General features: G+C 58.6%; 19 protein-coding genes. 8 read left to right on the forward strand and 11 right to left on the reverse strand.

Annotation, left to right across the window (positions count from 1 at the left end):
* Positions 1-272: 272 nt before the first annotated feature.
* The 10 genes from EKL02_RS07160 to EKL02_RS07205 all read right to left on the reverse strand — a co-directional run bounded on the left by EKL02_RS07160 (position 273) and on the right by EKL02_RS07205 (position 12,460).
* Positions 273-1,436, reverse strand: a complete 1,164-nt coding sequence (locus EKL02_RS07160; RefSeq protein ID WP_128901414.1) for an LLM class flavin-dependent oxidoreductase — start codon at positions 1,434-1,436, stop codon at positions 273-275.
* A gap of 42 nt (positions 1,437-1,478) precedes the next feature.
* Complete coding sequence (locus EKL02_RS07165) at positions 1,479-2,555, reverse strand: LLM class flavin-dependent oxidoreductase (RefSeq protein WP_128901415.1); 1,077 nt, start codon at positions 2,553-2,555, stop codon at positions 1,479-1,481.
* Between the two features lie 365 nt (positions 2,556-2,920).
* The gene (gene pyrE, locus EKL02_RS07170) at positions 2,921-3,436 is read right to left on the reverse strand and encodes an orotate phosphoribosyltransferase (protein ID WP_128901416.1); all 516 of its coding nucleotides are present in this window, start codon (positions 3,434-3,436) and stop codon (positions 2,921-2,923) included.
* Positions 3,437-3,461: 25 nt separating this feature from the next.
* On the reverse strand, positions 3,462-5,342 hold the full coding sequence (locus tag EKL02_RS07175; RefSeq protein ID WP_128901417.1) for an extracellular solute-binding protein: 1,881 nt from the start codon (positions 5,340-5,342) through the stop codon (positions 3,462-3,464).
* Positions 5,343-5,354: 12 nt separating this feature from the next.
* Positions 5,355-6,965 carry a dipeptide ABC transporter ATP-binding protein gene (locus EKL02_RS07180; RefSeq protein WP_128901418.1) on the reverse strand — a complete coding sequence of 537 codons (1,611 nt, stop codon included), beginning with the start codon at positions 6,963-6,965 and terminating at the stop codon, positions 5,355-5,357.
* Complete coding sequence (locus EKL02_RS07185; RefSeq protein ID WP_128901419.1) at positions 6,962-8,125, reverse strand: ABC transporter permease; 1,164 nt, start codon at positions 8,123-8,125, stop codon at positions 6,962-6,964. The genes EKL02_RS07180 and EKL02_RS07185 overlap by 4 nt, the downstream gene beginning before the upstream one ends.
* A gap of 1 nt (position 8,126) precedes the next feature.
* Positions 8,127-9,188, reverse strand: coding sequence for a microcin C ABC transporter permease YejB (yejB, locus tag EKL02_RS07190; protein ID WP_128901420.1), 1,062 nt, complete (start codon positions 9,186-9,188; stop codon positions 8,127-8,129).
* A 33-nt stretch (positions 9,189-9,221) separates the two neighbouring features.
* Positions 9,222-10,571 carry an LLM class flavin-dependent oxidoreductase gene (locus tag EKL02_RS07195; protein WP_128901421.1) on the reverse strand — a complete coding sequence of 450 codons (1,350 nt, stop codon included), beginning with the start codon at positions 10,569-10,571 and terminating at the stop codon, positions 9,222-9,224.
* A gap of 114 nt (positions 10,572-10,685) precedes the next feature.
* Positions 10,686-11,354, reverse strand: coding sequence for a class II aldolase/adducin family protein (locus tag EKL02_RS07200; protein WP_128901422.1), 669 nt, complete (start codon positions 11,352-11,354; stop codon positions 10,686-10,688).
* A 26-nt stretch (positions 11,355-11,380) separates the two neighbouring features.
* The gene (locus tag EKL02_RS07205) at positions 11,381-12,460 is read right to left on the reverse strand and encodes an ABC transporter substrate-binding protein (protein WP_128901423.1); all 1,080 of its coding nucleotides are present in this window, start codon (positions 12,458-12,460) and stop codon (positions 11,381-11,383) included.
* Between the two features lie 537 nt (positions 12,461-12,997).
* Here EKL02_RS07205 and EKL02_RS07210 point away from each other — a divergent pair.
* The 8 genes from EKL02_RS07210 (at position 12,998) to EKL02_RS07245 (ending at position 25,633) form a co-directional block, all read left to right on the forward strand.
* Positions 12,998-15,331 (forward strand): TonB-dependent receptor, encoded by a 2,334-nt coding sequence (locus EKL02_RS07210; RefSeq protein ID WP_164931974.1) that lies wholly within the window; start codon positions 12,998-13,000, stop codon positions 15,329-15,331.
* A 90-nt stretch (positions 15,332-15,421) separates the two neighbouring features.
* Positions 15,422-17,206 (forward strand): ABC transporter ATP-binding protein, encoded by a 1,785-nt coding sequence (locus EKL02_RS07215; RefSeq protein ID WP_128901425.1) that lies wholly within the window; start codon positions 15,422-15,424, stop codon positions 17,204-17,206.
* Positions 17,196-19,109 carry an ABC transporter ATP-binding protein gene (locus tag EKL02_RS07220; protein WP_128901426.1) on the forward strand — a complete coding sequence of 638 codons (1,914 nt, stop codon included), beginning with the start codon at positions 17,196-17,198 and terminating at the stop codon, positions 19,107-19,109. The genes EKL02_RS07215 and EKL02_RS07220 overlap by 11 nt, the downstream gene beginning before the upstream one ends.
* A gap of 230 nt (positions 19,110-19,339) precedes the next feature.
* Complete coding sequence (locus tag EKL02_RS07225; protein WP_128901427.1) at positions 19,340-20,377, forward strand: ABC transporter substrate-binding protein; 1,038 nt, start codon at positions 19,340-19,342, stop codon at positions 20,375-20,377.
* Between the two features lie 61 nt (positions 20,378-20,438).
* Positions 20,439-21,029, forward strand: coding sequence for an NAD(P)H-dependent oxidoreductase (locus tag EKL02_RS07230; RefSeq protein WP_128901428.1), 591 nt, complete (start codon positions 20,439-20,441; stop codon positions 21,027-21,029).
* Between the two features lie 20 nt (positions 21,030-21,049).
* Positions 21,050-22,408 carry a sigma-54 dependent transcriptional regulator gene (locus tag EKL02_RS07235; RefSeq protein WP_241687816.1) on the forward strand — a complete coding sequence of 453 codons (1,359 nt, stop codon included), beginning with the start codon at positions 21,050-21,052 and terminating at the stop codon, positions 22,406-22,408.
* An 88-nt stretch (positions 22,409-22,496) separates the two neighbouring features.
* On the forward strand, positions 22,497-23,753 hold the full coding sequence (locus tag EKL02_RS07240) for an MFS transporter (protein ID WP_128901429.1): 1,257 nt from the start codon (positions 22,497-22,499) through the stop codon (positions 23,751-23,753).
* A 14-nt stretch (positions 23,754-23,767) separates the two neighbouring features.
* Complete coding sequence (locus tag EKL02_RS07245; protein WP_128901430.1) at positions 23,768-25,633, forward strand: ABC transporter ATP-binding protein; 1,866 nt, start codon at positions 23,768-23,770, stop codon at positions 25,631-25,633.
* Positions 25,634-25,800: 167 nt separating this feature from the next.
* Here the strand turns inward: EKL02_RS07245 and EKL02_RS07250 are convergent, their stop codons facing one another.
* A complete protein-coding gene (locus EKL02_RS07250) occupies positions 25,801-26,850 on the reverse strand; it encodes an NADP(H)-dependent aldo-keto reductase (RefSeq protein WP_128903416.1) in 1,050 nt (349 codons plus the stop codon).
* Positions 26,851-26,897: the final 47 nt, after the last annotated feature.

Below are 26,897 nucleotides of genomic sequence, written 5' to 3' on the forward strand. Positions count from 1 at the left end.
TTCATGCCTGCACTTTCAAGATATGGTCGTATCCAGGGCTAGCCTTGAAGCGCGCCGTGAATTCCTGCCATGGCAGTGGACGGGCAATTTGCTCTGCATCGGCAAGATTTGAATGGCTGCTTTTATTTCAGCAAAAATGGCGGGGAATGTTGGATCGGAAGCACTGCCAATGGCGATACTGTCGTTACCCAAACATCAGAAGTCTGATGTTGACAAGTGTCCGGCTTTCAAAATGTTGAGGAGAGGGGGGCTCTCCTCAACATCGGCTAGATTTAGCCTACCGCGCGCAATGCCTGCGGATTGGCATGCCCTCGTACCAGCGGCAATACTTCTTCACCCACTCGGTAGGCTTCTTCCAGGTGTGGCGTGCTGGCGAGGATAAAGGCATCCGCGCCGAGTTGTACCAGTTGGTCGAGCCGTTCGGCGACTTGCTGGTAGCTGCCGACGATTCCATTGGTTTGCCCGCCGCGCAGCAAGCTGAAACCTGACCAGACGTTCGGCTCGATGATCAGGTCGCGGTAACTGCTGATGGTTGTCGGGCGGCTGGCGCGCTGGCGGTTTGCGCCCACCGAGTCGCCCGCATCGGCAGTGCCGAGGAATCGTTTCAGGGCTTCCGGATCAACTTTTTCAAAGCCGCGCCGCACTTCTTCCCAGGCCTCTTCTTCCGTTGCGCGGGCGACGATATCCACGCGCACGGCACATTTGATCTTTCGGCCGAGCAGCTCAGTGTTTTCTTTCACGCGGCGGAATTTTTCCCGCAGCGCGTCGAATGGTTCGAGCCAGGTCAAATAATAGTCGGCATGTTTGGAAGCAGAGGCAAGTGCGGCATCGGAGGAACCTGAGAAATATATTTCCGGGAATTCTTCGCGCGACAGCGGATCCGGCAGGCCGGCGTTCTCGACCTGGTAGAACTTGCCCTGGTATGAAAACGGGCCGCCTTGCCAGACGCCGCGCACGACATCCAGGAATTCGGTGGTGCGGCGATAGCGGTCGTCATGGCCGGCGGAGTCGCCCCACCACAGTTGCGCGGGGCCGCCTCCGCCGGTAATCACGTTATAGAGTGCCCGGCCGCCGGTCGCACGTTGCAGGCTGGCAGTCATTCGTGCGGCGACGATTGGATTCAGGAAGCCAGGCTGGAACGGGATCATGAATCGGAAGGTTTTGGTTTCGCGTGCCAGGATAGCGGAAATGGCCCACGGCTCGTCGGTCATCGGGAAGGAGGGAATCAGGCCGCCCTGAAATCCGGAAATTTCAGCGGCGCGGGCGATTTCGGCCAGGTAGTCGATATAGGTAAAGCCATCTGCACCGCCACCGCCAAGGCCGGCCTGGCGCAGATTGTCATTGCCCGGAAACCAGTCGCCGCGAAAGGGCGTACGCGCGCGATGCGAGCTGGGTTCACCATGGGTCGGGATTCTCCAGAATACGTCGATTGTCATCATTTACTCCTGAATTGTTTTTGAAGATGGAAGTTGGTGCGTTCAGGCGGCTTTTTTGGCGCCGTTCGCAATGCGTTCGCGCAGCTGCGGCAATACATGCTCACCTATCCGGTAGGCTTCTTCCAGGCTGGGAATCGCGGCCAGAACGAAGCTGCCAATGCCGGCCTGTACGTACTCCTCCAGCCTTTGCGTCACTTGCTCATAGCTGCCGACTATCGCCGACCGTGCACCAGTGCGCCCTGTGGATAATCCTTCCCACAGGTTCTGGCCCACCACCGGGTCTGCCGTTCCGGGCTGGTAGCCGGATTGCCGCAAGTAACGATGGGCGTCATGGAATGCCTCGTCTTCGGTTTCCCTGGCAAGCACATCGATGCGCAGGCCGATGGTCAGGATCCTCCCGGTTTCGGCGGCAAGACGATGCAGATCGGCGATCGCCGGCGCGAGTGCGTCGACGGGGGCTGCGTCGAGAAGATGGACGTCAGCGTGTTTTGCAGAAAGCCGGTACGCTTCGTCGGTATCGCCCGACAGGTAGATCGCGGGCGGAGGGTTGCCGGCCAATGGCCCCTTGAAGCCGCCATCCTGGACCTCGAAAAAGCGCCCTTTAAAGTTGAAAGGCGCGGCAGTTTGCACGCCGTGCGCGACAGTCAGGAATTCATCGATTCTTGCCGGGACGTCGGGTGCACTGACGAAATCTCCCTGCTGGCGGCGTTGTTGCAGCTCGCTGCCAGCGCTGATTTGCCATGCCAGGCGGCCACCCGTAAAGCGCTGGAAACTGACCGCGTTCTTGGCTGCATAAACGGCGGAACCCCAGGCGGCCTCGAATTCGGTCACCAGTTTCAGGTGCCGGGTGCTGCGGGCCAGATAGCCGGCGACTATCCAGGATTCGTCGCCTTGCAGATCGTGGCGAATCTGGACGCCGTTGAAACCGGACAGGTCGGCAGCGCGCGCCACCTGATGCAGGTAGTCGAAATAATTGAAACTCGCTCCGCGCGGATCGCTGACGCCCGGCGTAAACGGCGGGCGGGTCGAGGATGTGCGCTCGCCGCGCCGCGTCGCCTCGGCATTTGCAAGTCGGCCATCGCCGCTGGTCGGCAACTGCCAGATGAATTCAACGGTCATGAATGCTGCTCCTTTATGGATAGGGTAAAGAGATAGCAAGATGGCTCAGGCTGCCGGGGCTTCAGCAGGCCGTGCAATCACTCGCCATGACATTGGAAAGGCAGAAAGCGTGCCATCAACGGCAAGCTGGAACAACCGCGCAAAGAGATGGGGATCGTGCCGTGGATACCTGTTATCACCATGCGATCTGGTGGATATTCAACAATCCGTTGCTGGTACTGTTACTCACCTACCAGTTAGTGTTGCGAAATGATCAGATCAGGTCTATGTGGTCTATGCCGATGGGGGAGCGAAGGGGTAAGGGAGGAACGCATTAAACCCCAGGAATCGGCAGGAGGGATTTGGTAGGGCGCGAGACGCGAGGATCAGGAATTTTCAATCGCGGAAAACGTGAGAAGCGAGTCCAGGGACAGTCCGACGCTTGCGAGTGTCTCCTTGCCGCCAGTTTCCCGGTCAATGACGCAAATGGCGGCGGTTGGCGCGAGTCCATCGCGCCGTAATTTTTCCAGGGCGTCGACGATCGCGCCGCCGCTGGAGATGACATCTTCAACCAGGATGAAGTTTTTGCCAGAAAGGGAAGCGCCTTCGGCATAGCGGCAGGTTCCATACTCCTTGGGTTCTTTGCGGATAAATGCTGCGGGCAAACCGGTTTCCTGGCTAAGCATCGTGACGATGGGTATGCCACCCATCTCAAGACCTGCCAAGACCTCGGTGCCCGGTGGTATTAAACCTGCCAATTCCACTGCGATGGCTTTTAATAACGCAGGGTCCGCCTCGAACTGATACTTGTCAAAATAGGTATTGCTTACTTTGCCAGATCGAAGCGTGAAGCTGCCCGAAAGTCGCGAACTTTGTTTTATCCTTGCTGCCAGTGTTGCCATGCCAGTTCATTGCCTCGTAACGCAGTTATTTGACAGCGAGTTTTTCCGCTGTGCGGTCCCACCAGGTACCGATTACCCATTCATTGGCGCCGTAGTACTGCGGCAGGACCGCTGGCCCCTGCAGGCGCTTGTTGTAGATGAAGTAATGATTCTTCAGATAGCGCCATGGCAATATGTAATGGCCATGCAACAGCACCCGGTCGAGCGCTTTGCCAATGGTGATTTGTTCTTCTTCCGAATTGGCGTCGAGCAGTTTCTTGATCAGCTCGTCCACTACGGGCGACTTGACTCCGATGATGTTCTCGGAACCAGCGACGTCGGCATCGCTGCTGTTAAAGTTGCGCCACAGTTCGGCGCCGGGCATGCGGGCTTCGCGAAAGTTGATGGTGGTGAAGTCGTAGTCGAACTTGTTCATCCGGCTGCGGCCGGTGGCGCTGTCAGTGAGCTTCTTGCGAACCACGACACCGATTTTCGTCAGGTTCAGGTAGAAGGGATCCATGAATGGGCTTTGCCCGCGCGAACCGGAAATTTCAATGACAAAAGGCTCGCCCTTGTCATTGCGTAAAACGCCATCCTTATGATGCCACCCCGCTTCGGCAAACAGTTTCAGGGCAGTCGCCAGGTTCCTGCGCAGTGTCTGCGGCGGACGGGTGTTGGGTTGCACCAGGGCTGGTCCGAACACGGCAGCATCGAGCTGTGCGCGGTACGGCTCCAGCAGTTTCAGTTCGGCTGCGCTCGGCAAGCCATCCGCTGCCAGCGGCGTTCCGGTGAAGTAGCTGGTCACGCGCGTGAATTCGCTGTTAAAAATCTTCTGGTTGGTCCACTCGAAATCCAATGCATAGTTCAGGGCCAGACGCACGCGCGGGTCCTGGAAACGGTCGCGGCGCAGGTTGACCGCATAGCCGTTCATTGCCGGCGGATTCTTATGCGGGAAAAGTTGCTTGACCAGCTCGCCCTCATCGAAGCGCTTGCCGATGTACTGGCAGCACCAGTAGCGCATGTGCGGCTCGTTGAAAAAATCGAAGTCGCCGGATCGCAGCGCGTTGACCTGGGTGTCTTTGTCCTTGTACAGCTTGTAGACTACTCGTTCGAAATTGAACATGCCGCGTCGGACTGGATTCTCGCTGCCCCAGTAATCCGGATTGCGCCGATACGTTAATCCGCGCCCGGCAGTGGATTTTTCGATCAGGTACGGTCCTGTCGTAATAGGCGTTTCCAGGCGCAATTGGTCGAAGGCCGTAGGCTTGCCATCGGATTTTCCCCATTTCGGCGAAAATATCGGCAGGCTTCCTGCAACGAAGGGAAGGTCGCGTCCCTTGCGCGTGAAATCGAAACGGACGGTGCGTGAATCGATGATGGTCAGTTGCCTGATTTCCGAGAAATAGGCCTTGAAGCGCGGGCTTGCCTTTCGGCTTGTCAGCGTGTCGAAGGAATGCTTGACGTCGCGAGAGGTCACCGGATCGCCATTTGAAAAGCGCGCCTGCGGATGCAATCGAAAGGTCACGGAACTCAAATCCGGCGCAACCTGGATATCTTCGGCCAGCAGCCCGTATTGCGTATTTTTTTCGTCGAGGCTATAGACAGTCAGCGTTTCGAACATCAGTTCCAGTACGCCGGGCGCGGCGATGCCCTTCAGACTGAAGGGATTGAACTTGTCAAAGCTGCTGTTCTGGCTGGTATTGGACAGATTCAGCGTGCCGCCTTTGGGTGCTTGCGGGTTGACGTAGTCGAAATGGCTGAATCCGGCCGGATACTTCGGTTCGCCGAATTGCGCGACACCGTGCGCTGCCAGCGCAGTCAGCGGCGCCCACAGGAGCGCGAGGATGAGTCCGCGAGCGTTAAGGCGTCGGAGTCGCGATCGCAATGGCTGCGGGGCGGATGACAATGGATTGAAAATTGGTTTCATGAATTGCAGAGCTTAGAGCGCGGCTTGCACCAGGCGCTGGGTATAGGGATGGCGTGGCTGCGCAATGACCGCGGTGGTTTCGCCCTCTTCGACGATGGCGCCGTCCTTCATTACATACAAACGGTGCGCGAGGGCGTTAATCACGGCGAGGTCATGGCTGATCAGGACATAGCTAAGGCCGTACTTCTTTTGCAGTCCTACCAGCAGTTGCAATACCTGGTTCTGGATCGATACATCCAGGGCGGACGTCGGTTCATCCAGCACCAGCACCTGTGGCTCCAGCACCAGGGCCCGGGCAATGGCGATGCGTTGGCGCTGGCCACCGGAAAACTCGTGCGGGTAACGCGGCAGCGAAGCCGCCGGCAGGCCGACATCGTCCAGCACGGCGATGATCCGTTGCAAGCGTTCTTGCTTGCCAAGTTTGGGGAAATGCAGCGCCAGGCCTTCGCCGACGATTTGTTCGATCGTGCGGCGCGGCGACAGCGAACCGAACGGGTCCTGGAATACGACTTGCAGGCGCGCCCGTAACGAACGATTCGAATGTTCATGCTTTTTGGCGCCCTTGCCGAGGTCCATGCCGTCAAAATAGAGCGCGCCAGAATGCGCTGGCAGCAGTTGCAGTATTGCCTGCGCAAGGGTCGATTTGCCGGAGCCGGATTCGCCGACCACACCGATGGTTTCGCCAGCGCGCACCCTCAGGTTGGCGCCTTCAACGGCAACAAAGCTGCCATTTTTGAACCAGCCACGCCAGCCTGCCAGTGGCTTGGGATATTCGACGCGCAGATCCCGGGTTTCCAGCAGGGTAGCGCTATCTTGCGCGACCGGCTCGATGGCGCGTACCGGCAGGCTGTTGAGCAGCTTGATCGTATAGGGGTGTTGCGGCGACGCGAATAGCTCGGCTGTGGTATTAACTTCGACCAGATGCCCCTGTTCCATCACTGCCACGCGCTGGGCGAAGCGCCGCACCAGGTTGAGGTCGTGCGTGATCAGCAGGATCGCCATGCCATCGCCATTGCCGAGGGCGGCTTCTTCCTGCTGCAGATCGAGCAGCAACTGAACGATGCGTGCCCGTATGGTCGAGTCCAGTGCCGTCGTCGGCTCATCGGCAATTAACAGCTTTGGCCGGCAGGCCAGCGCCATTGCGATCATGGCACGCTGGCGCTGTCCGCCGGACAGCTGGTGCGGCAAGCTGTCGATGCGCCGTTCCGGTTCGCGGATGCCGGTACGCGTCAGTAACTGGATTGCCTTCGCACGGGCTTCCCTTACCGATAACTTGTCGTGCAGGAGCAGCGTTTCAACGATCTGATTTCCAATGGTAAGGAGCGGATTGAGTGCGCTCATCGGCTCCTGGAAGATCATCGCCACTTCGGCGCCGCGCACGCGGCGCAATTCATCGACGGGCATCGTTTGCAAGTCGCGTCCCTGCAGGTTGATGCGGCCGCGTATGCGCGCCTGCTCCAGCAGGCGCAGGATCGCCAGCGCAGTGACCGTTTTGCCCGAGCCGGACTCGCCGACCAGCGCCAGGCGCTCGCCGGGCTGGATTTGCAAGTTCAGGTCATGCACGGCGTGCTTCTTGCCGAATGCAATCGACAGGTTTTCGATGGAAAGCAGAGGCGACTTCATGCGGCATTCCTTGCAAGGGCTTCGGTAGCCGGAATGGCTGTATTGGCTGCCTTTTCCTCGGCCTCGTCTGCGCCCAGCGTTTCATCGGCGATGCGCGCATCCAGCGCATCGCGCAAAGCCTCGCCCATGAATGTCAGGAGCAGCAGGGTGGCGACCAGGACGCTGAAGGTCGATAATGCGATCCACCATGCATCCAGGTTGGCCTTGCCCTGCGAGAGCAAGTGCCCGAGGCTGGGCGCTGGGGCGGTAACGCCAAGGCCAAGGAAATCGAGGCTGGTCAGCGCCATGATGCCGGCGCTCATGCGGAATGGCAGGAAAGTGATCACCGGCGTCAGGCTGTTGGGCAGTATATGGCGCCAGATGATTTGCCAGCTCGACAACCCCATGGCGCGCGCGGCCTTGACGTATTCGAGTTGGCGGTTGCGCAGGAACTCGGCGCGCACATAGTCGGCCAAATGGATCCAGCCAAACAAGGACAGCAGGACGAACAGCAGCAGGAAGCTGTGTTCGAAGACCGAGGCGAAAATGATCAGCAGGTACAGCTCCGGCATGGATCCCCAGACTTCGATCAGGCGCTGCGCGACCAGGTCGATCTTGCCGGCGAAATAGCCCTGTACCGCGCCAATGAAGATGCCAAGGACGGTGCCGGCCAGCGTCAATGCCAGCGCGAAGGTGACCGAGACCCGGAAACCATACAGCAAGCGCGCGGCGATGTCATACCCTGCGATATCGGTTCCCAGCCAGTTCTCGGTAGTGGGCTCGCCGGGAAAGTGATCCGCGGTCGAAAAAGCGTTCAATGTATCGTAATAGTAGGGATTGAGCGGATACAGTGCAAAGTTTCCTGGGCTTTGCAACTGTCCACGGATGAATGGATCCAGATAATCGGCCTGGATCGGCAAATCGCCACCGAACACGGACTCCGGGTAGTCCTTGAACAGGGGGAAATACCACTCGCTCTGGTAATACACCAGCAGCGGCTTGTCGTTGGAGATCAGTTCGCCGGCCAGGCTCAGGCCATAGATGGTGATGAACAGGATAAAGCTCCAGTAACCGACGCGATGGCGTTTGAAGCGCTGCCAGATGCGCCGCCCGGGTGAAAGCGGCGCAATGGCCGGAGCTGGATCGCCTGACTCAGGTGAAACGGAAACTAATGTGCTCATTTCAATGCTCCTGTGCGGAAAACTTGATCCGCGGGTCGACCAACACGTAGGCAATGTCGCCAACCAGTTTGGTGAAGAGGCCGATCAGCGTAAACAGATAGAGCGTTCCCAGCACGACAGGGTAGTCCCGGCTGTTGATCGATTCGAACGATAGCAGCCCGAGGCCATCGAGAGAGAACAGGGTCTCGATCAACAGGCTGCCGGTAAAAAATGCCCCGATGAAGGTGGCCGGGAAGCCCGTGACAAGTGGCAGCAGCGTATTGCGGAATACGTGTTTCCAGAGTACCTGCCGTTCAGACAGGCCCTTGGCGCGGGCGGTCAGTACATACTGGCGGCGTATCTCTTCAAGGAACATGTTCTTGGTCAGCAGGGTCTTCATGGCAAAATGGCTGACCACCGAGGCGGTGACGGGCAGGGCCACGTGCCAGAGGTAATCGAGGATTTTGTCGCCGGTGCCAAGCTCGCTCCAGTTATCCGAAGTCAGGCCGCGCAAGGGGAAAATATCCCAGAACGAACCACCGCCAAATAGCAGAATCAGCAACACGCCCAGCACGAAGCCCGGCACTGCATAGCCGGCCAGGATGATCAGGCTCGTGATGAAATCGAAGCGACTGCCCGCGCGCACTGCCTTGGCGATACCGAGCGGCACCGATATCAGGTAGGTAAGGAAAAACGTCCAGACGCCCAGCGACACCGAGACACCAAGCTTGTCCTTGATCAGCGACCACACGCTTTGATTGCGGAAATAGCTATCGCCGAAATCGAAGCGCACGAAATTCTTCAACATCTGCCAGTAGCTTTCCAGCGGCGGCTTGTCGAAGCCGTATTGGGCGGTCAACTGGTCAATCTGCTTGGCATCGATGCCGCGCCGGCCGCTGTAGCTCCATCCGCCCCCGCCGCTTTCCCCGTCGACGCCGGAGCGCGTGCTGGCCTGGTCGATTTGCGACAGGATATGGTCGACCGGCCCGCCGGGCACGAACTGTGTCACCAGGAAGGTGAGTGTCAGCACGCCGAACAGCGTCGGCACCAGCGCGGCAAGGCGCTTGAACAGGTAAATCCACATGGGCTTGTTTCCGGATGATTATTCTGATGCCGTTCAGGCCGCTGCGCGTTGCAGCTTCTGCACGGTATTCGGATTGCCGGGGCGGTCGAGCCCAAGGTTTTCCCGATACGTCTTTCCCTGATATTCCGTCCTGAAGATGCCGCGACGCTGTAATTCCGGAACGACGAGTCGGGTGAAATCCTCGAAACCCTGCGGCAGGTAGGGCGGCACCACATTGAAGCCGTCGGCGCCACGTTCGGCGAACCATTGCTCGATCAGATCAGCGACTGTCTTGACCGAGCCGATCGCCTGCAAGTGGCCGCGCGCGACACGGAAGCGCAGAACCAACTGGCGGATCGTCAGGTTTTCACGGCGCGCCAGTTCCAGCTGCTGCTGGAAGCGGCCCTTGCCATTTTCGCCGGACTGGTAGGGCAAATCCGGCAGGGGCCCGTCGAGCGGATATTGCGACAGATCGAAGCCGCCAAATTCAAGATTGCTGAAATCAACCAGATCCTGCAATTCGCCGAAGCGGTCCTGCGCTTCCTGGTCGGATTCCGCCACCACGACCGACAGGCCGGGTGTGATCTTCAACTGGTCTTCGCTGCGGCCGTACTTGGCCATGCGGCCCTTCACATCGGCATAATAGGCTTGCGCCACGCCGAGCGAGGTTGCCGAGCAATACGTCATTTCAGCGACGCGCGCCGCGAATTCGCGGCCGGTTTCGGAATTGCCTGCCTGGACAAAGACCGGATAGCCCTGGATCGGACGGGGGAAGTCGAGCAAGCCCTCGGAGGAATAATATTTACCTTCGAAATTGACCGGATGCGCGGATTGCGGATCGTAGAACTGGCCTGCGGCGCGATCGGGATGGTCGAAGGCGTCATCGTCCCAGCTATTCCACAGCGCCTTTGTCAATTCGACGAATTCCTCGGCGCGTTCGTAGCGTTCTGCGTGGCTGCGGGGTTCCTTCAGGCCGAAGTTTTTGGCGGTATGGTCGCCGAAGGAGGACACCACGTTCCAGCCGGCACGGCCGCCGCTGAGGTGGTCAAGCGAAGTCATCTTGCGCGCCAGATGATAGGGATGGTCGTAATTGGTATTGACGGTGGCGACCAGGCCGATATGCTTCGTTACAGCGGCGATCGCGGACAACAGGGTAAACGGCTCGAACTGGTAGCTGGCGCCGCTGCGACCGGTGTCCGGCGTGATCTTGCCGGAACGCCCGATGAAGTCGGCAATGAAAAACGTGTCGAATTTGGCTGCTTCTGCCAGCCTGGCTGCCTTCAGCCACCATGCAAGATCAGGGCGGCCATTGTCGGTTGAACTGGGATGCCGCCAGCCGGCAGGATGGTGCCCGAAGCGTTGCAGGAAAACGTTCAATACGAGTTGGCGCTTGTTATTGCTCACGGTGTTGCTTTCTCAATAGTCGACAAAAATTCGGAGCAGCAGGCGCTTCGGCGCGCCCAGTGCTCCGAATACAACAGGCATCGAGCCTGCCTGGCTAATCAGCCGCAATAAAAATCAGCCGCTATAGGCCTTGGATTTCTCCAGCAGTCCGGTGCGCTTCCATTGCAGCTCCAGGGCGCCAGGGGTATACACCTGGGCGCCGCCGATCTGTTCGGCCAGCGCCTGATAGCGGGCCGCTTCTTCCACGAACAGGATGGTTTCGGCGGTCTTGATGATGCCCTTGCCCCAGAAATTGGCGCCGCCATTGGATTCCAGCAGTGCAGGTGGCGGTGCCAGTTCAGGATGCTTGTCCAGCCGTTCGCTGATCACTTCAAGAACGCTGCGGGTGCGTTCCAGGTGGTTTGGAATTTCCCGCGCCAGGAGATGGCGCGCGGCAGCAACGTACAGGATCGGAAACGGCTTGTGCGCCAGCGACCAGGCAGACAGGTAACTGGTGTGCACATGGATCGCGGTATCGGCATCCAGTCGCGCCTCGTTCAGGATCGAGCCCTTGGCTTCGGAGAATTTCGACAGGCCGATGGTTGGCGCCTGGTCGCGCGCGAGGCCGCCGGGAAAACGGATCGACAGCAGCAGGTCGTGGCCCGGGACGCGATGGGAAATATGGAAGGTCAGGCTGGCCGACAGCGTGCCGTTCTGGCGCAATACGTTGAAGGCATGAATGGCATCGGCCTTGGCTTCGTCTACATAGGAAACCAGGTCGATATCGGAAAGTTGGTCAGACATGTTGATGCTCCTTGTGTTTTGCGCGTTCAGGCGGCAAGTTGGGTGGAAAATTCGGTTGCGTGCGGCTGCTGCTCGACCAGCTTGTGTGCGGCGGCGAGCGGCTCCCGGACGATCCAGTCGTTGACATCAAAATCGGCTTTCAGGTATCCCCAGTCGCGCAGGAAGTTTTTTTGCACTTCGAGGCCGGCGATGTATTCGGCTGACAATTTCGGCGTGAAGGACAGGTGGACATCGCTGCCGTGCGATGCCAGCACGTCGGCGGCATCGCCGCCGCTGTCGGCAGTCAGCAGCGTTGCGACGTCATGGGGATTTTTTGCTGCCCAGTTGGCGGTACGCAGCAGCACGGCAAGATAGCGCGCCACAATATCCGGGTGGCGATCGAGGAAGGCGCGATCGACCGTGATTGGACGTGGCGTACCGTTATTGACACGGGCCAGAGGGTCGGGCAAGTCGTTGATGTTGAGGATCTGGTGGAAGCGCGGATCCTGCGCGGTACGATAGCCGCGCGCAAAACGCAAGAAAATCGCATCCACATAACCGGTCTCGAGCGCTCTGCTCACGACATCAGGGTGCTCGCCGTTGGCGCGCTGCGCAGAATCGCGCACTTTGTGGTCGGGCACTTCGATATGCACGAAGCTGACTTGCTCCGGTGTCAGTCCTGCCAGCGACAATGCCGTGGCAAACCCATGCTGCGCCGCGCCACGCTGGAAATCGATCAGGGCGTTGCGATGCAGCGGCACGCCGAGGCGCTTGCCCTTCAGGTCTGCGATCGAATTGATGCCGCTGCCGGCGCGCACCAGGATGCCCTGGTATTCATCGAGCCAGGTGATGCCGACGACGACGGTATCACTGCCGCCCGCCTTGGCCCAGATTGGGGGGATATTGCCGCCTTCGCGGAACATGCCGCTCTGCCCGTGATGATAGTGCGAGTTGCGCACTTCCAGGCTGTCGGAGTCACGCAGCGAGTGCAGCACCGTGCCGCCTCGCGCGAATTCCGCCTGCAGCCAGGACTTGCGTATCGCCAGCGCTGAAGCGGTCGCGGCTCCGCAGCGGGTGTACCAAAGTTCAACCGGATTGCCTTGTGGTGATGCGCTCTGCTGAGTCATGTGAGTTCCCCTGAGATGAATGTCGATCTTGTCGTGGCGGAACACATCAGCAAACTTCGGGCCAGGCCTTCTTCAACCGGTTATCGGGTCTGGCAAGGCCTGAGAACGCGCAAATCGTCCAATTCCCTGGTTTTTTCGCGCGGATTTCAGCACCGGTTGTTAGGAAATAAACAGTGCCGCAGTCGCGCTGTTGGGTTTGACGCATTGCGGGGAGCGCCTGACACGCGGCGATGGGCCGGCGGGATTTTCCATGGATCGCGATACCAATTGATTGATTGTGAGAATGCAACATCTTCTGCGCGGATTTGTGCAGTCTTGCTGATTTCGCTACATGAGGATCAAGGATTTTTCAGTGTTTGTCGGGATACAGGACGTTTTCTGTGTGGCATGAATCCTGCGGAGATGGCATCAGCTTCTTGTTCAATTCCATGCCCGTCTACCCTTATCCCGAATCAGGAAAGAAGAATATTCATGTCAAGTTATGCCGCAAATGATCAGTGCATCCCCACTGCGAAGAAAACCGCCCCGCGATTAAATTTGCGTCGTACGCTGCTTGCGCAAGCCGTTGCGCAAGCGTGCATCGCCAGTCTGGCCGGGACAGTCCTGGCTGGCAGCGCCTATGCCGCCGATGTAGACAAGCCCAGGCTCAAGCTCAAAGCAAATCAGGAAGAGACCGCCAACGTCCTGAATAGCGTGGTGGTCACTTCACAAAAGCGCGAAGAAAACATTGAAGATGTACCGTTGCCGATCACGGCAATTACCGGCAACGCCATTCTCGAAAAAAACATCACCACGTCGGCGGATATCGAACGACTGGCGCCTAACTTGTCTGCGCAATCATCCGGCGGCAGGGCGTCGAAGCCGCGTTGGTTCCTGCGCGGAATTGGTACCAATGACCCCAATGCCAACAACGAAGGGCCGCTCGGCATCTATGTCGATGAAGTCGTCGTTGGTCTTCAGGGTAATCAGAATTTCCCGATCTTCGACCTCGAGCGCGTTGAGGTCTTGCGGGGCCCTCAGGGCACGTTGTGGGGCAAGAACAATACCGGCGGTGCGATCCATTTTGTATCCAAAAAGCCGACCATCGACAATGAGGGTTACACCAAGGTTGGCGTTGGCAATTACGGTTCGCGGACGGTCGAAGGCGCATTTGGCGGTGCCATTCACGATGAAGTCGTGGCAGCACGTGGATCCTTTTATTATGAAAAAGGCGATGGCTGGTCGAAAAACCTCGCTTCCGGTGAAAACGGGCCATCTCTGCAGGATTTTGCCGCACGCTTCCAGGTTCTTGCCAATCCGACGCCTGACCTCGAAGCCTTGCTGAGCATTCGCTTGCGTCAGCGTGATGGTGGCAATACCCCGACCAAGCTGGTTGGCGCAACCAGCGTTGGCGGCGTCACCACCCCTAACGTCAATGGTGCGATTGCGCAGGGTGGCGGCCTTTACGTTCCGCCGTATGGCGCCAATCCGACGGCGACCAGTGAATACTGGGCAGGTGACGGTTACAACAAACAGGATTCAAATGGCGCGACATTAAAAGTGAACTGGGAATTGGGTCAGCTCACGCTGACTTCTATCACCGCATTTGATAACTCCACCGGGAAGAGCTATTCTGCGGTTGGCAATCCGCCCGGCACCACGCTCGACCAAAGCAGCTCGCGGGGGACCGATTCGTCGCGCCAGGTCACCCAGGAATTGCGCCTGAGTTCGCCCAGGGATCAGCGCCTGAGCTGGATTGCCGGCGCATACTATTACAATCAGAATGCCCGTGTGAACAATCAGGGAGCGCGTTTCAACAATACCGAGCAATACACGGAAAGCTCATGGGACCAGGACTCGATCAGTACGGCGCTGTTCGGCAATGTCCGTTATGCGGTGACGGACAAGGCTGCCGTCACGCTGGGATTGCGCCACACGCGCGAACGCAAGAATATCGTGGAAACAGCGCTGACTGCCACCGATAATGCGGGCGGTGCCAACGTCGTGTTCAACAATGCGAATGCATGGTGGCTGCCCGGTGCTGTCACCGGAACTGCCGTGGTGGCGGCGCAACAGCTGTCAAGTGCCGCCAACTGGACGAAAACCACCTGGGATATTACGCCGGAATACCGCTTCAGCAAGGATTTGCTGGGTTATGCCAGGGTGGCAACCGGCTTCCGTTCCGGCGGCTTCAACCAGTCCATTGTTAACAACAGCATCCGCCAGACCAATCCGGAAACGATCGTCGATTACGAACTTGGGCTCAAATCCAGCTGGCTGGATGGGCGCGTGACGGCCAACATCGCAGCGTTCTATTACGATATCAAGAATCTGCAACTCAACATTCAGCAGATCGTGCCGGGTACCACCATCACCAGCACCGCTGGCAGTTCTGATGGCAATATCAAGGGGATCGAGCTGGAAGTCCAGGCATTGCCGACCGAACGCCTGCGCATCGGCGCCGGCCTGGGTCTGCTGCGTTCCGGGTACACCGACTTCATCTACAGTGTCGGCCCAGTTCAGCTGAATGCCAGCGGCAATGAGTTTTATCGTACGCCGCGCGTCTCGTTGCGCCTGGATGCCGAGTATCGTATTCCGCTGACGACTGGTGGGGAAGTGCTGCTTGGAACTGACTGGTCTTATCGCAGTCACATCTTCCACAATGCGACCGTGCAGAACGATCCGATCCAGGAAACTCCGGCCTACTGGAACGGCAACCTTCGTGTGGGCTACCTGACCGCCAACAAGAAGACGCAGGTCACCGCGTTTGTTAATAATGTGACGGACCAATCCAGCAAGGTGCTGTCGCAGATCGTCAACACGCGCGGTGTATTCCCGACCAGCTTTGCGCCGCCACGCCAATACGGTGCGCAGGCGACAATTTATTATTGATCGGGTTTGGCTGGCACTGCCTGTTGTGCCAGCCAGTTTCACATGCCGGCAATTGCGCGTTGCACATGCGGCATGATCTTTCGAGTGCTGATGAAAAATTCCTCCCCCCTGTGGCGCTGTCTGGCGCTATACCGTCTGATGCCGTGGCGATTCTCGCTCACGGCATTGTTGTTTATCCTGTTTAACCTCAGTCTCGCCTGGCAGCAATGGCTGATCGGCCGAGCCGTGCATGATGTTGAGTCAGGGCATGCCGCGGTGCGGCTTGCCGATGGCAGCCTCGACTTGTCGGTGATACGGTTCTGGCTGATCCTCCTGATTGCAGTCGTGCTTGGTCGCGCGATCCTGCAATATCTGGGAGGCGTGATGGCGCTGGTCATTGGCCAGGAACTGCTGTCCATTTTGCGCCAGAGGATTTTGCTGCAGGTGCAAAGACTCGATCTTGCGTATCACTGGCGCCACGGGGTCGGTGAAATCGTCACCCGCACCACGCGCGACGCTGACAAGGTGCGCGATGCGCTGATCAATTTCTGGCGGCAGGTGTTCGAAGCCGGCCTGGTATTGCTGGCCTCCGTCGGCTTGCTGTGCTGGTATCACCCCTGGCTGGCAGTGGTGCCGCTCCTGCTCACCTTAACCGGCATCAGCATTTTTATTTTTCAGACCGACCATCTGGTGGCGCTGGATCGCGCGGTAGGCGATGCTTACGACCGCGTCAATCAGGATCTGAGCGAGGGTGTCAATGGCGTGCGGGTCATCAAGTCGTTCGGCCTGGAGCAGCGCCGCACGGACATCTTCACCGCGCACGTGGCAAGCTTCATGCATCAGGCCCGTGCGGCGCTGGCCTATTCGGCGTCGCGGATTCCCATTCCACAGGTGGTGGTTGCGCTGAGCCATGTGTGGATCCTGGCGTTCGGCGCCCACCTGGTGCAGCAGGGGCAACTGAATATCGGTGAACTGGTCGCATCTTTGTTAGTTGCCAACACGCTGGTGTTTCGCATCGAAGGGGTTGGCCGCGTCATGCAGGTATTTGCCGATGCGCGTTCGTCGGCTGCCAGGATCTGGGAATTGCTGGATGCAGAGCCAGCGATTCAGCCTGGCAGAAAGACGCTTCCCGATGGCCCGCTCGGACTGCGCTTGTCTGACGTCGGCGTCAATGCGCTGGGCGATGGCGCGTCCATCCTGCAGCAATGTAATTTCGAAGTTGCGCCCGGTGAGGTCGTCGCGGTGATCGGCACTACCGGAGCCGGTAAAAGCACGCTGGCCGGGCTGTTGCCGCGTTTGCTCGAACGCAGTGAAGGCGCAGCGCTGGTCGGTTCGCCCTGGGCTGGCTGGCAAGATATCCACGATGTCAGCCTGGATGAGTTGCGGCGCAAGGTTCATGTCGTGCCGCAGGAGAGCTTCCTGTTTTCCGATACGCTGGAAGCCAACCTCAGGCTGGGTAATCCCCAGGCCACGGAACAGGACTTGCGCGACGCATTGGCGCTGGTGTCTGCCGGCGATGTTCTGGAACGGCTGTCGGACGGTTTTGCGACCCGTCTCGGCGACCGTGGCATCACGCTGTCGGGTGGGCAGCGTCAGCGCATCTGCCTGGCCCGTGCCCTGCTGGCGAAGCCGGCAATTCTGGTGCTCGACGATGCCACCAGCGCACTCGATGCCCTGACTGAGCGTACCGTGCTCGACAACTTGCGGCAGTTGCGGACCGACAGCGGCCATAAGGTGACCGTGGTGCTCATCGCCAGCAAGCTGTCGACGATCTTGCTGGCCGATCGTGTCGCCCTGCTGGCGCAGGGACGCATCGTTGCCGAAGGCACGCATGCAGTGCTGGCGGCGAGCAGCGCCGATTACCGCGATCTGTTGGGGGTGGAACATGGCAAATGATTTTCGCGGCAAAGCCGCCATGAACGATATCGAGCTGGAACAGGCTCTGGCGAAAAAGTCCCTTGATCGCAGCATGTTCTGGCGTCTGTTGCCACTGCTGCAGCCGGTTCGTGGAAAGATCCTGGCGGTCGTGTTGCTCGAAGCGCTGTTGGTTGGCACGATTTTCGTGCGCCCGTGGTTCTTGCGCGAAGTAATCGATCATGGTTTCATCCGGACCACTGCCGGTGTCGCCCTCAATGCCGGCCTGCTGGGCTGGATGGCGTTCGGGCTGGGGCTGAGCTGGAGTGCACGCTTCCTGCTTGCCGGTGTATCGCAATACCTGGCCGGCAGCGCTGCCATCCATATCCTGAACGATTTGCGGGTCAGGGTATTTGCCCATGTGCAGGCGCTGAGCGTGCGCTATTTCGACCAGACCAAGGCGGGCCGCATCATCTCGCGCGCCGATCGCGACGTCGATGCCCTGGAGCCGCTGCTGATCCAGGGACCGCCGGAGCTGTTGTCGGCCTTGCTGCGCTTCGGCGTGGCTGCAGTGGCCTTGTGGTGGATTTCGCCGCGCCTGCTGGTGGCCCTGGGCGTGATCGTGCCGGCGCTGGTGTTTTTTACCTGGCTGTTCAAGCGCATCTCGCAAAAAAACTGGGCGCGCGTGGCGGAAGCACGGGCGCGGTTCACAGGGCATCTGGTGGAAACGGTTTCCGGTGTTCGCATAATCAAGCAGACCGTCACTGAAACGCCGAATGCCACGCATTACCAGGCCCTGCTGAATGACTTCAACCAGATCTTGATACGCGGCAATGTCCGCGCCAGCTGGTTCCTGCCACTGACGCAGGTGCTGAGCACCATCGGCATGGGATTGCTGCTGGTGACAGGATCCATCGGCATTGCCGACGGCCAGATGACGGTTGGCCAGATGGCGCAGAGCCTGTTTTACGTGCACCTATTCCTTGGGCCATTGCAGGAATTGAACGATCTGTTCGAGCGCTACTCTTCCGGGGCATCGTCGGCGCAACGCATTTTCCTGCTGCTCGATACCGAGCCGGAAATTGTCGACCCGCCGCAGCCGCGTGTGCCGGCCCGCCGCGCCGGGGAAGTCGAATTCCGCGACGTGACATTCGCCTACGATCCGAGGGCAACCCGCCCCGTCATCCGCAAGCTGAACCTGCACATTCCGGCAGGGCAGGTGCTGGCGATCGTCGGACCTACCGGTCATGGCAAGAGCACCCTGGTGCAGTTGCTGACCCGACTGTATGAAGTCCAGGCTGGCAGCGTGCTGATCGACGGCCAGGACGTGCGCGACTATGCCCAGCAGCACCTGCGGCAGACCGTCGGCATTGTCCTGCAGGACAATGTGCTTTTCTCCGGCAGCGTACTGGACAACCTGCGACTGGCGGCGCCTGCAGCCAGCGACGATGCACTGATCGCCGCCGCGCGCGAACTGGGCGCCGACGACGTTTTGGAGCGCCTGGCCGATGGCTACCATACCGAGGTCGGTCCGCTCGGGGCGTCCCTGAGTCATGGTCAGCGGCAGCTGGTGTGCCTGGTGCGCGCCTATCTGGCCAACCCGGCAGTGCTGGTACTCGACGAAGCCACCTCCGCGGTTGACTTGCATACCGAACGGCGGATCCAGGCAGCCTTCCGGCGCCTGTGCGAGGGGCGCACCGCCATCATCATCGCCCACCGCCTGTCCACCATACGCGATGCCGATCGCATCGCCGTGATCTGGAACGGCGAGCTGGCCGAAATCGGCGGCCACGCAGATCTGATCGAAAAGGACGGGGCCTATTCCCGGCTGTATCGCGCCTATGAGGCAGCTTCGCTCGACGCAACAGTGGCAACTGCGGCCACCGCCGTGTCAGCCATGCCGCACGCGGCCGGCGCCGGTGCCGCGGTGGCGGCCAGGTCGTGATCCTCCATTCGCTATCGGCCTGTTGCGTGAGCAGCAGCTGGCGAAGGTCGGCTGCTGCTGCGGCAGCACTCGCGTTGCCATATCTGCTGTTTTTGTTCTCTTTGCGAGAAAAAGTTTAGCAACTTCACAGCTCTTGACTGGCATGAAAAATGCCAGTCAAGACGGCGAGTGTCATCCGGGCAGCCGCGTCATGCGGCCACCGGTTCCATGCAGAATATTAATTTCAGGAGATGAACGTGAGTGAAAATAAGCAGATTGACAGCCTCTGGTACACGCGTTGCCCGGTACCTACGCCGCTGGGCCTGGCCGCGCAACTGGGATGGTTCAACGATGAATTTGCGGGTGATGGCCTCACAATTCAAACCTTGCAGGACACAGTCGATCCGGCGCTGCGCGAATCGCATTATGACCACCGTCTTCCGCACTCATTTCGTCAAGGCGGCAATGTACCGGCAATCTGGGCCCGTGCCCGTGGCGCCGATACGCGTGTGATTGGATTGAACTGGGTCGATGAAGCGCAAGTAATTGCCGTCTTGCCTGACGCCGGCATCCGCAGCCCGCAAGACTTGCAGGGGCGGCGCATCGGATTGCCGCGGCATGCCAACAGTATCGACCACGCGCGCGCCGGCGCCTTGCGCGGCTTCCAGGTGGTGCTGGCCGAAGCTGGCCTGCAACTGGAAGACGCCACAGCGGTGGATTTGCCTGTTGCAGCCAGGTCCACCGGCGCAGGGGGGGGCGCGCGAGGGGGCAATGCCTATGCGACCGAATTTGCGGCACTCAAGGAAGGCGTGGTGGATGCGATTTTTGTCAAAGGCGCACGCGGCCTGGCCGCCGCCGAACTGAATGGCGCAACCATCATTTATGACATTCGGCAGCATCCTGACCCCAAAGTGCGCGCCAATAACGGCGCACCGCGCCCCGTCACCGTCGATGCGGCGCTACTGCAAAGCCGTCCTGATCTGGTCGTGCGCTTTCTCGCGCGGATCGTGCAGATCGGCGACTGGGCAGCGAGCCATCCGGCGGATACTGTGGCCTATATCGCCAAGGAGTCCGGATCAACCGAGGGTTGGGTGCGCAAGGCCTATGGCGACGATATTCACCTGCGCCAGGGCACCGATCTGAATCCGGCATCAATTGCTGCCCTGGAAGGGTACAAAAACTTCCTCTATGAAGCCGGATTTCTGCAAGCCGACTTTTCCGTCGACGCGTGGATTGATCCGGCTCCGCTCGCCGAAGTACAGCGGTTGCTGCAACGCCTGGCGGCCTGAGTCCAGGGCATGCGCCCCCGCGCATGCCCTGGCAACGTAATTTCATTCAAGAGAATCGTCTATGTCCAATACCATCAAAATTCTGGCCTTCGCGGGCAGTACCCGCACGGATTCGATTAACAAGAAGCTGGTCGCGGCAGCTGCGGAGGCTGTGGCGGATCCAGGCGCGAGCGTCACCTGGATCGATCTCAAGGACTTCGTCATTCCGCTCTACGATGGCGACATTGAGGCTGAATCCGGCCAGCCGGCGGCGGCATTGACGTTACGTGCGCTATTCAAGTCCCATGACGCATTGCTGATTGCGTCGCCAGAATACAATGGCTTTTTTTCTCCATTGGTAAAGAATACTTTTGACTGGCTTTCGCGTCCGCTGGATGGCGAAGAACGTCACGCTGCTTTCAAGAGTAAGCCGACACTGTTGCTGGCAACGACACGTGGTGAATCCGGTGGTGGTCGCGGGTTGCAGCAACTGCGTCAACTGCTGCAAAACCTGAAAGCGCTGCCGCATGAAGAGGTTTATTTGTTGCCCAAAGGAAATGACGCATTCGATGAAAATGGCAAGCTCAAGAGCGAACAGGATCAGGCGCGCCTTTCCGGCCTTGTGAATGAATTTATCGGACAGCTGCGTCTCAGGATCGTGCGCGCTGCCTGAGCACCCTTAACGCCAAGGTCATGTCTGACAAGCCGCTCCAGCTGTTGCATCTGACTGGTCCCGAGCCGTCCAGTGGCGCGGCGGCCGGGCATGTTCATGATGCGCTATCGGAAGTTGGTATGCGAAATCCGGATAAGTTAGTTCGGGATTATTCGTTCACTAATGTGTGTTCTTCCGGATATATTAGTCACATGGAACTTGCGCATAATTTCTCAGCCGACTTTGCCCGTAGCGCCAACATCGCAAAAGGCGTCGATGCTGAGGCCGACCCCCTAATTGCTTTTCGCGATGCGCAGCAATTAAGTCTTCTGGTGCGCGCCACTGCCTTTGTTTTCTCCGATCCGCGCTCAAGGGCATTGCACGAATTGATCGAGCGGGTGGCGCCAAGCGATGCCACCGTGCTGATTACCGGCGAAACCGGAACCGGCAAGGAACTGGTGGCACGTCATGTCCATTCCTTGAGTAATCGCCGTGATGCCAATTTTGTTGCGGTGAATTGCGGTGCGTTTTCCGAAACCCTGGTTGAAAGTGAATTGTTCGGCTACGACCGTGGCGCATTTACCGGCGCCCAGCAAGCCAAGGCCGGCTGGTTCGAAACTGCCAACGGCGGCACGCTCTTCCTCGATGAAGTCGGCGATCTGCCATTGTCGATGCAGGTCAAGCTTTTGCGCGTGCTGCAGGAGAGGGAAGTGGTGCGTCTCGGCTCGCGACGGCCGATTCCGATCGATGTTCGCCTGATTGCCGCGACCAATGTCGACCTGGCGGCAGCAGTACAGGCTGGCCGTTTTCGCGAAGACTTGTATTACCGGCTGCAAGTGATTGGCCTGCCGCTGCAGCCATTGCGTGAACGTCCGGGTGACGTGTTGCCGTTGACCCGACATTTCCTGCGTACTTATTCGCAGAGACTGAATCTGGTAGATGTGACGCTGTTGCCTGAAGCGGAGCAGGCATTGTTGACGTATTCCTGGCCTGGAAATATCCGCGAACTTGAAAATGTCATTCACCGGGCACTGCTGGTGTGCAGAAACGGTGTTGTCGCGCCTAACGATTTGCATATGCCCGGCTGGCAATCCGCCAGTTTCATCGCCGCCGCATTGCCTGTGCCGCAGTCGGCGCCCGTGCAGGATTTTGCCGGTGGTGCAGCATCAGACCAAGGTGTTGAAGTTGTGCAATCGCCTGTTAGTGAAATGGGGCGATTCAAAGCTGCCTGGCAAGCATTGATAGAATCTGGAGAAGCGATCCAATTCGAGTCTTTGCAGTATGAGCTGGTGCTGGATGCCTGGGAAAATAATCACCGCAACCAGGTACGCGCGGCCAAGCACTTGAACATCAGTCGCAATGTGCTGCGAACTTATCTCAAAAAGGCAGGCATCCTCTGAAGCCTTGTGCAGGCTGCCATCTGTTTGCATGCCACTGGCCTGATTGCAGAAGCTGCTGGCAAGTTCTGTTTCTGCCTGAAAAGTCGTTATGTCTTTGATCTCCTATAACGGGTTGAGCGTATTACGGCATCGTAATTTCGCCCTGTACCTTGCCGCACGTTTGCTATCCACAGTCGCTGTGCAGATGCAAAGCGTGGCGATAGGCTGGCAAGTGTATGCGCTGACCGGTAACGTATTCGATCTGGGATTGATTGGACTGGCGCAATTCGCTCCATTTTTTTTGTTGATCCTGATAGCCGGGCACGTCGCTGATCGCTACAACCGCCGCAATATCATTGCTGTTTCCATGGGAGTACAGCTGCTATGCGGCTTGCTGCTCCTTGCATTTACCCTTTCCGGTCTGACGGTGGTCTGGCCAGTATTTGCCGTACTGGTGCTGTTCGGTAGCGCCCGTGCCTTCATGATGCCAGCCAGCCAGGCAATTCTGATCAATTTGGTGCCGATCGAGAATTTCAGCAAGGCGGTTGCGCTCAATTCGTCGACGTTTCATGTTGCCGTGATCCTCGGGCCGACGCTTGGCGGTCTGTTGTACCTGGCCGGCCCCAATGTGGTCTATGCAGCCGTGATTGCCTTGCTGATTGCGGCGGTCGTGCTGATGCTTGCTACTCGCGCGGGAGCACAAATTTCGCACCGTGAACCCGCAACCTGGCATTCGCTCCTGGACGGTTTGCGTTTCGTCTGGTCGAGGCCGGTAGTGCTCGGGGCGATTTCCCTGGATCTGTTCGCTGTGCTGTTCGGCGGCGCCACAGCCTTGTTGCCGGCATACGCCCATGATGTGCTTGATGCCGGGCCAACGGCACTTGGGCTTTTGCGCACGGCACCTGCTGCCGGGGCCGCATTGACGGCAATCGTACTGGCTTTTCAGCCGATCACGCGCGGCATAGGGCGCTGGATGTTTGGCGGCGTCGCCGTATTCGGTGCGGGCACCGTTGTGCTTGGCTTGTCGGACAGCCTGGCAGTCGCGCTGGTGGCGCTGGTGCTGATGGGGAGTGGCGACATGGTCAGCGTCTACATCAGGCACATCCTGGTGCAGTTCGAGACGCCGGATGCGATCCGCGGCCGCGTCAGTGCCGTCAACGCGGTGTTTATCGGCGCATCCAACGAATTGGGCGAATTCGAGTCGGGCGTGACCGCCGGCTGGTTCGGCCTGACGCGTGCGCTGCTGCTCGGCGGTGTCGCGACGTTGGCCGTCACGGCGATATGGATGTGGCGATTCCCGGTGTTGCGGACGATGGCGCGCTTCCCGCACGCTAGCGATGACGAGAAAGCGCTCGCGCAAAATTGACACAATTGAATCTCATGCAAACTACTGATCATTTTCAACGTGCCCCGGGCGCCCCTGATTTGCCGGCGACGCCATTTCGTTTCATTTGGCATTTTGTCGCGAGGTACCGTTGGTGGTACCTCGCGATGGTGCTGTTCGAGGCCGCCAATGCCGCTTGCGGCATCCTGCTGCCTTATGCGATCGGAAAGATCATCAAGGGGGCAACATCCTCGAATTTGCAGGCGTCGGCATTGGTCGATGCGCTGCAAGCGCCGCTGTTGCTGTTCGGCGCCCTGTGCATTGGCGAAGTGCTTTGTGGCCGGATTGCCGGTGGTATCCAGATTCGCGTAGGTCCGCGGCAACGTCAAAATGTCACCCGGGCGATCTATCACTATCTGCAATATCATTCTCACCGTTATTTCAGCAATAATTTTTCCGGGGCGCTGGCGCATCGCATCAGCGAAACCTCCCAGGGCGTGACACAAACGCTGTGGTCACTGATTACTGAATTCTGGCCAGTCGCAATTGTTTTCGTGGTATCGATCGTGTTGCTGTTCAAGGCCCATATGCAACTCGGCATTTATGTGTTTTTTTGGGCCGCAATTTTCATCGGCGTTTCTTACTTTCTTGCCCGGCGCTGTCAGCCCTATGCGTACAGGGCGGCTGTGGCGCGCAGCGACACTACGGGCAAAATTGTCGATTCGGTGACCAATCTGGCAAGTGCCCGCCTGTTCGCGCGCCTTGGATTTGAACGTGAGCAGCTGGAATCCGCGTTTTCCAACGAGTTGACGCTCGTGCGTATTTCCGGGCGCTATAACGAGCGTGTACGCTGGTTCCAGTTCATATCGGCTGCATTGTTAAAATTTGGCGTTTTGTATTACGCACTGACGCTGTGGGCTACCGGCAAAATCGGCGTCGGGGAATTCGTGATGTCGGTCAGCCTGTCATTGTTGATTATTAACGAGGCGCGTAATTTGAGCCGCCGTTTTCTGGAATTTTTCGAGTATATCGGCAATGTTGCCAATGGCGTGCATACGATCGTGCGCACGCACGAAGTCGTCGATCGTCATGATGCGACTTCGCCGACGATCCGGCGTGGCGCCATTGAATTTCGCAATGTGAATTTCGGCTACTCGGCGGAGAGCCGGGTTTTCGAGGGCTTGAACGTTACGATACCGTCCGGCCAGCGCGTTGGCCTGGTCGGCTTTTCCGGCTCCGGCAAGTCGACCTTTGTGAATTTGATTTTGCGTCAATTTGAAGTGCAGGGAGGCACAATTGAAATCGATGGCGTCGACATCCGCGCCATGACGCAGGAGGCGCTACATGCGCAATTAAGCCTGATTCCGCAGGACCCGAGCCTGTTCCACCGAACATTAATGGACAACATTCGTTACGGTCGTCTGGATGCAAGCGACGATGAAGTAATCGAAGCTGCCAGAAAAGCCCATGCGGATGAATTTATCCGGCAGATGCCGCAGCAATATCAGTCAATGGTCGGCGAGCGCGGCGTCAAGCTTTCAGGCGGGCAGCGGCAGCGCATTGCAATTGCGCGGGTGATTCTGAAGGATGCGCCGGTCCTGATCCTCGACGAGGCGACCTCGAGCCTCGACTCGGTGACTGAAAAGGCCATCCAGGATACGTTCGACGATGTCATGCGGGACAAGACCGTGATCGTGGTGGCGCACCGGCTGTCAACCATCGCCCATCTGGATCGCATCCTGGTATTCGACCAGGGGCGCGTGATCGAAGATGGCAGTCACGTCGAATTGCTGGCGCTGGGAGGTACCTATCATCGTTTGTGGAGTCACCAGTCGGACGGATTTTTGGCCGAGGAGATTGGCGACCCTGGTGTCCAGTTCAATGCAGGACGCCGCATGGTTGGACTGGCCGAGTCACGATAAAAAAAATCCGCCGCCATTGCTGGCGACGGATAAACCAAATTACCGGAGTTATTTGGAAGAGACGCATCTACTATAGCGCGGCAGCAGCAAGCTGTAATCGAATTTGATTGCATAAGCATATGCGCCGTCGCCCCCGGCTGCTGCAGCGCGGGTTGACGCTGTTCCGATCATGGCGCAGGGTTGGGATGCCGCGTATGGATTGCTTCGATCTCTTCGATGATGCCTGCATTGAGCGTCAAATGCAGGCTGCGCAAATTGGACTTCAGCTGGACGAGGTCGGTTGCGCCAATAATATTGCTGGTCAAAAAAGGCCGGGAATTGACGTAGGCGAGTGCCAGATGCGTGGGATCGAGTCCGTGCCGGCGTGCCAATCCGACATACTGTTGCGAAGCTTGCTGCGCTTGTGCATTGCTGTAGCGGGAAAAGCGATCGAATAGCGTCAGGCGCGCACCCTCCGGGCGCACGCCGTGCTGGTACTTTCCCGAAAGGACGCCAAAAGCCAGCGGCGAATATGCCAGCAAGCCGACCTGCTCGCGGAAGGCAAATTCCGCCAGGCCAATTTCAAATGTGCGATTGAGCAGGTTGTAGGGATTCTGGATTGACACGATGCGCGGCAAGTTCATTTTTTCTGCCGCACGCAAAAACCGTGCTACGCCCCAGGGGGATTCGTTCGATATGCCGATCTGGCGAACTTTGCCTGATTTGACGAAGCCGGCCAGCACACTCAAGGTTTCTTCAATCGGGATGCTTTCTTCCTGCGCTTCATGGGTGTAATTGAGCTTGCCGAAAATATTCAGGCTGCGGTCCGGCCAATGCAATTGATACAGGTCGATATAGTCGGTCCGCAGGCGCGCAAGGCTTTCATTCAAGGCAGCCGTCAGGCCTGTGCGGTCAAGATGGTTATGGCCGTCGCGTATGTGCCGCGGGTTGTGGGGCATGCGTGCCGGGCCAGTGGCTTTGGTCGCGATCAGAACCTGGCCGCGCTTGCCGGATTTCTTTAGCCAACTGCCAAGATATTGTTCGCTCAAGCCTTGCGTTTCCGGTCGTGGCGGCACCGGATACATCTCCGCCGTATCGATGAGGTTGACGCCGAAGTCGACGGCCATATCCAGTTGGGCATGCGCTTCGGCCTCTGAATTCTGCTGACCCCAGGTCATGGTGCCCAGTGCAATGTTGCTGACCTTGATGTCGGTATTTCCAAGCTGGCGGTATTGCATGCTCATGAATCAGGATCCTTTTTTAAAAAAATGCTGTCATGTGAAAG

This window comes from Janthinobacterium sp. 17J80-10, from assembly GCF_004114795.1.
In the GTDB taxonomy this organism is placed as follows: domain Bacteria; phylum Pseudomonadota; class Gammaproteobacteria; order Burkholderiales; family Burkholderiaceae_D; genus Paucimonas.

Coding starts and splice junctions, on each gene's coding strand:
- EKL02_RS07160 (WP_128901414.1), bottom strand. CDS start 1,436: ATGACAATCGACGTATTCTGGAGAATCCCGACCCATGGTGAACCCAGC.
- EKL02_RS07165 (WP_128901415.1), bottom strand. CDS start 2,555: ATGACCGTTGAATTCATCTGGCAGTTGCCGACCAGCGGCGATGGCCGA.
- pyrE (WP_128901416.1), bottom strand. CDS start 3,436: ATGGCAACACTGGCAGCAAGGATAAAACAAAGTTCGCGACTTTCGGGC.
- EKL02_RS07175 (WP_128901417.1), bottom strand. CDS start 5,342: ATGAAACCAATTTTCAATCCATTGTCATCCGCCCCGCAGCCATTGCGA.
- EKL02_RS07180 (WP_128901418.1), bottom strand. CDS start 6,965: ATGAAGTCGCCTCTGCTTTCCATCGAAAACCTGTCGATTGCATTCGGC.
- EKL02_RS07185 (WP_128901419.1), bottom strand. CDS start 8,125: ATGAGCACATTAGTTTCCGTTTCACCTGAGTCAGGCGATCCAGCTCCG.
- yejB (WP_128901420.1), bottom strand. CDS start 9,188: ATGTGGATTTACCTGTTCAAGCGCCTTGCCGCGCTGGTGCCGACGCTG.
- EKL02_RS07200 (WP_128901422.1), bottom strand. CDS start 11,354: ATGTCTGACCAACTTTCCGATATCGACCTGGTTTCCTATGTAGACGAA.
- EKL02_RS07205 (WP_128901423.1), bottom strand. CDS start 12,460: ATGACTCAGCAGAGCGCATCACCACAAGGCAATCCGGTTGAACTTTGG.
- EKL02_RS07215 (WP_128901425.1), top strand. CDS start 15,422: ATGAAAAATTCCTCCCCCCTGTGGCGCTGTCTGGCGCTATACCGTCTG.
- EKL02_RS07220 (WP_128901426.1), top strand. CDS start 17,196: ATGGCAAATGATTTTCGCGGCAAAGCCGCCATGAACGATATCGAGCTG.
- EKL02_RS07225 (WP_128901427.1), top strand. CDS start 19,340: ATGAACGTGAGTGAAAATAAGCAGATTGACAGCCTCTGGTACACGCGT.
- EKL02_RS07230 (WP_128901428.1), top strand. CDS start 20,439: ATGTCCAATACCATCAAAATTCTGGCCTTCGCGGGCAGTACCCGCACG.
- EKL02_RS07235 (WP_241687816.1), top strand. CDS start 21,050: ATGTCTGACAAGCCGCTCCAGCTGTTGCATCTGACTGGTCCCGAGCCG.
- EKL02_RS07240 (WP_128901429.1), top strand. CDS start 22,497: ATGTCTTTGATCTCCTATAACGGGTTGAGCGTATTACGGCATCGTAAT.
- EKL02_RS07245 (WP_128901430.1), top strand. CDS start 23,768: ATGCAAACTACTGATCATTTTCAACGTGCCCCGGGCGCCCCTGATTTG.
- EKL02_RS07250 (WP_128903416.1), bottom strand. CDS start 26,850: ATGCAATACCGCCAGCTTGGAAATACCGACATCAAGGTCAGCAACATT.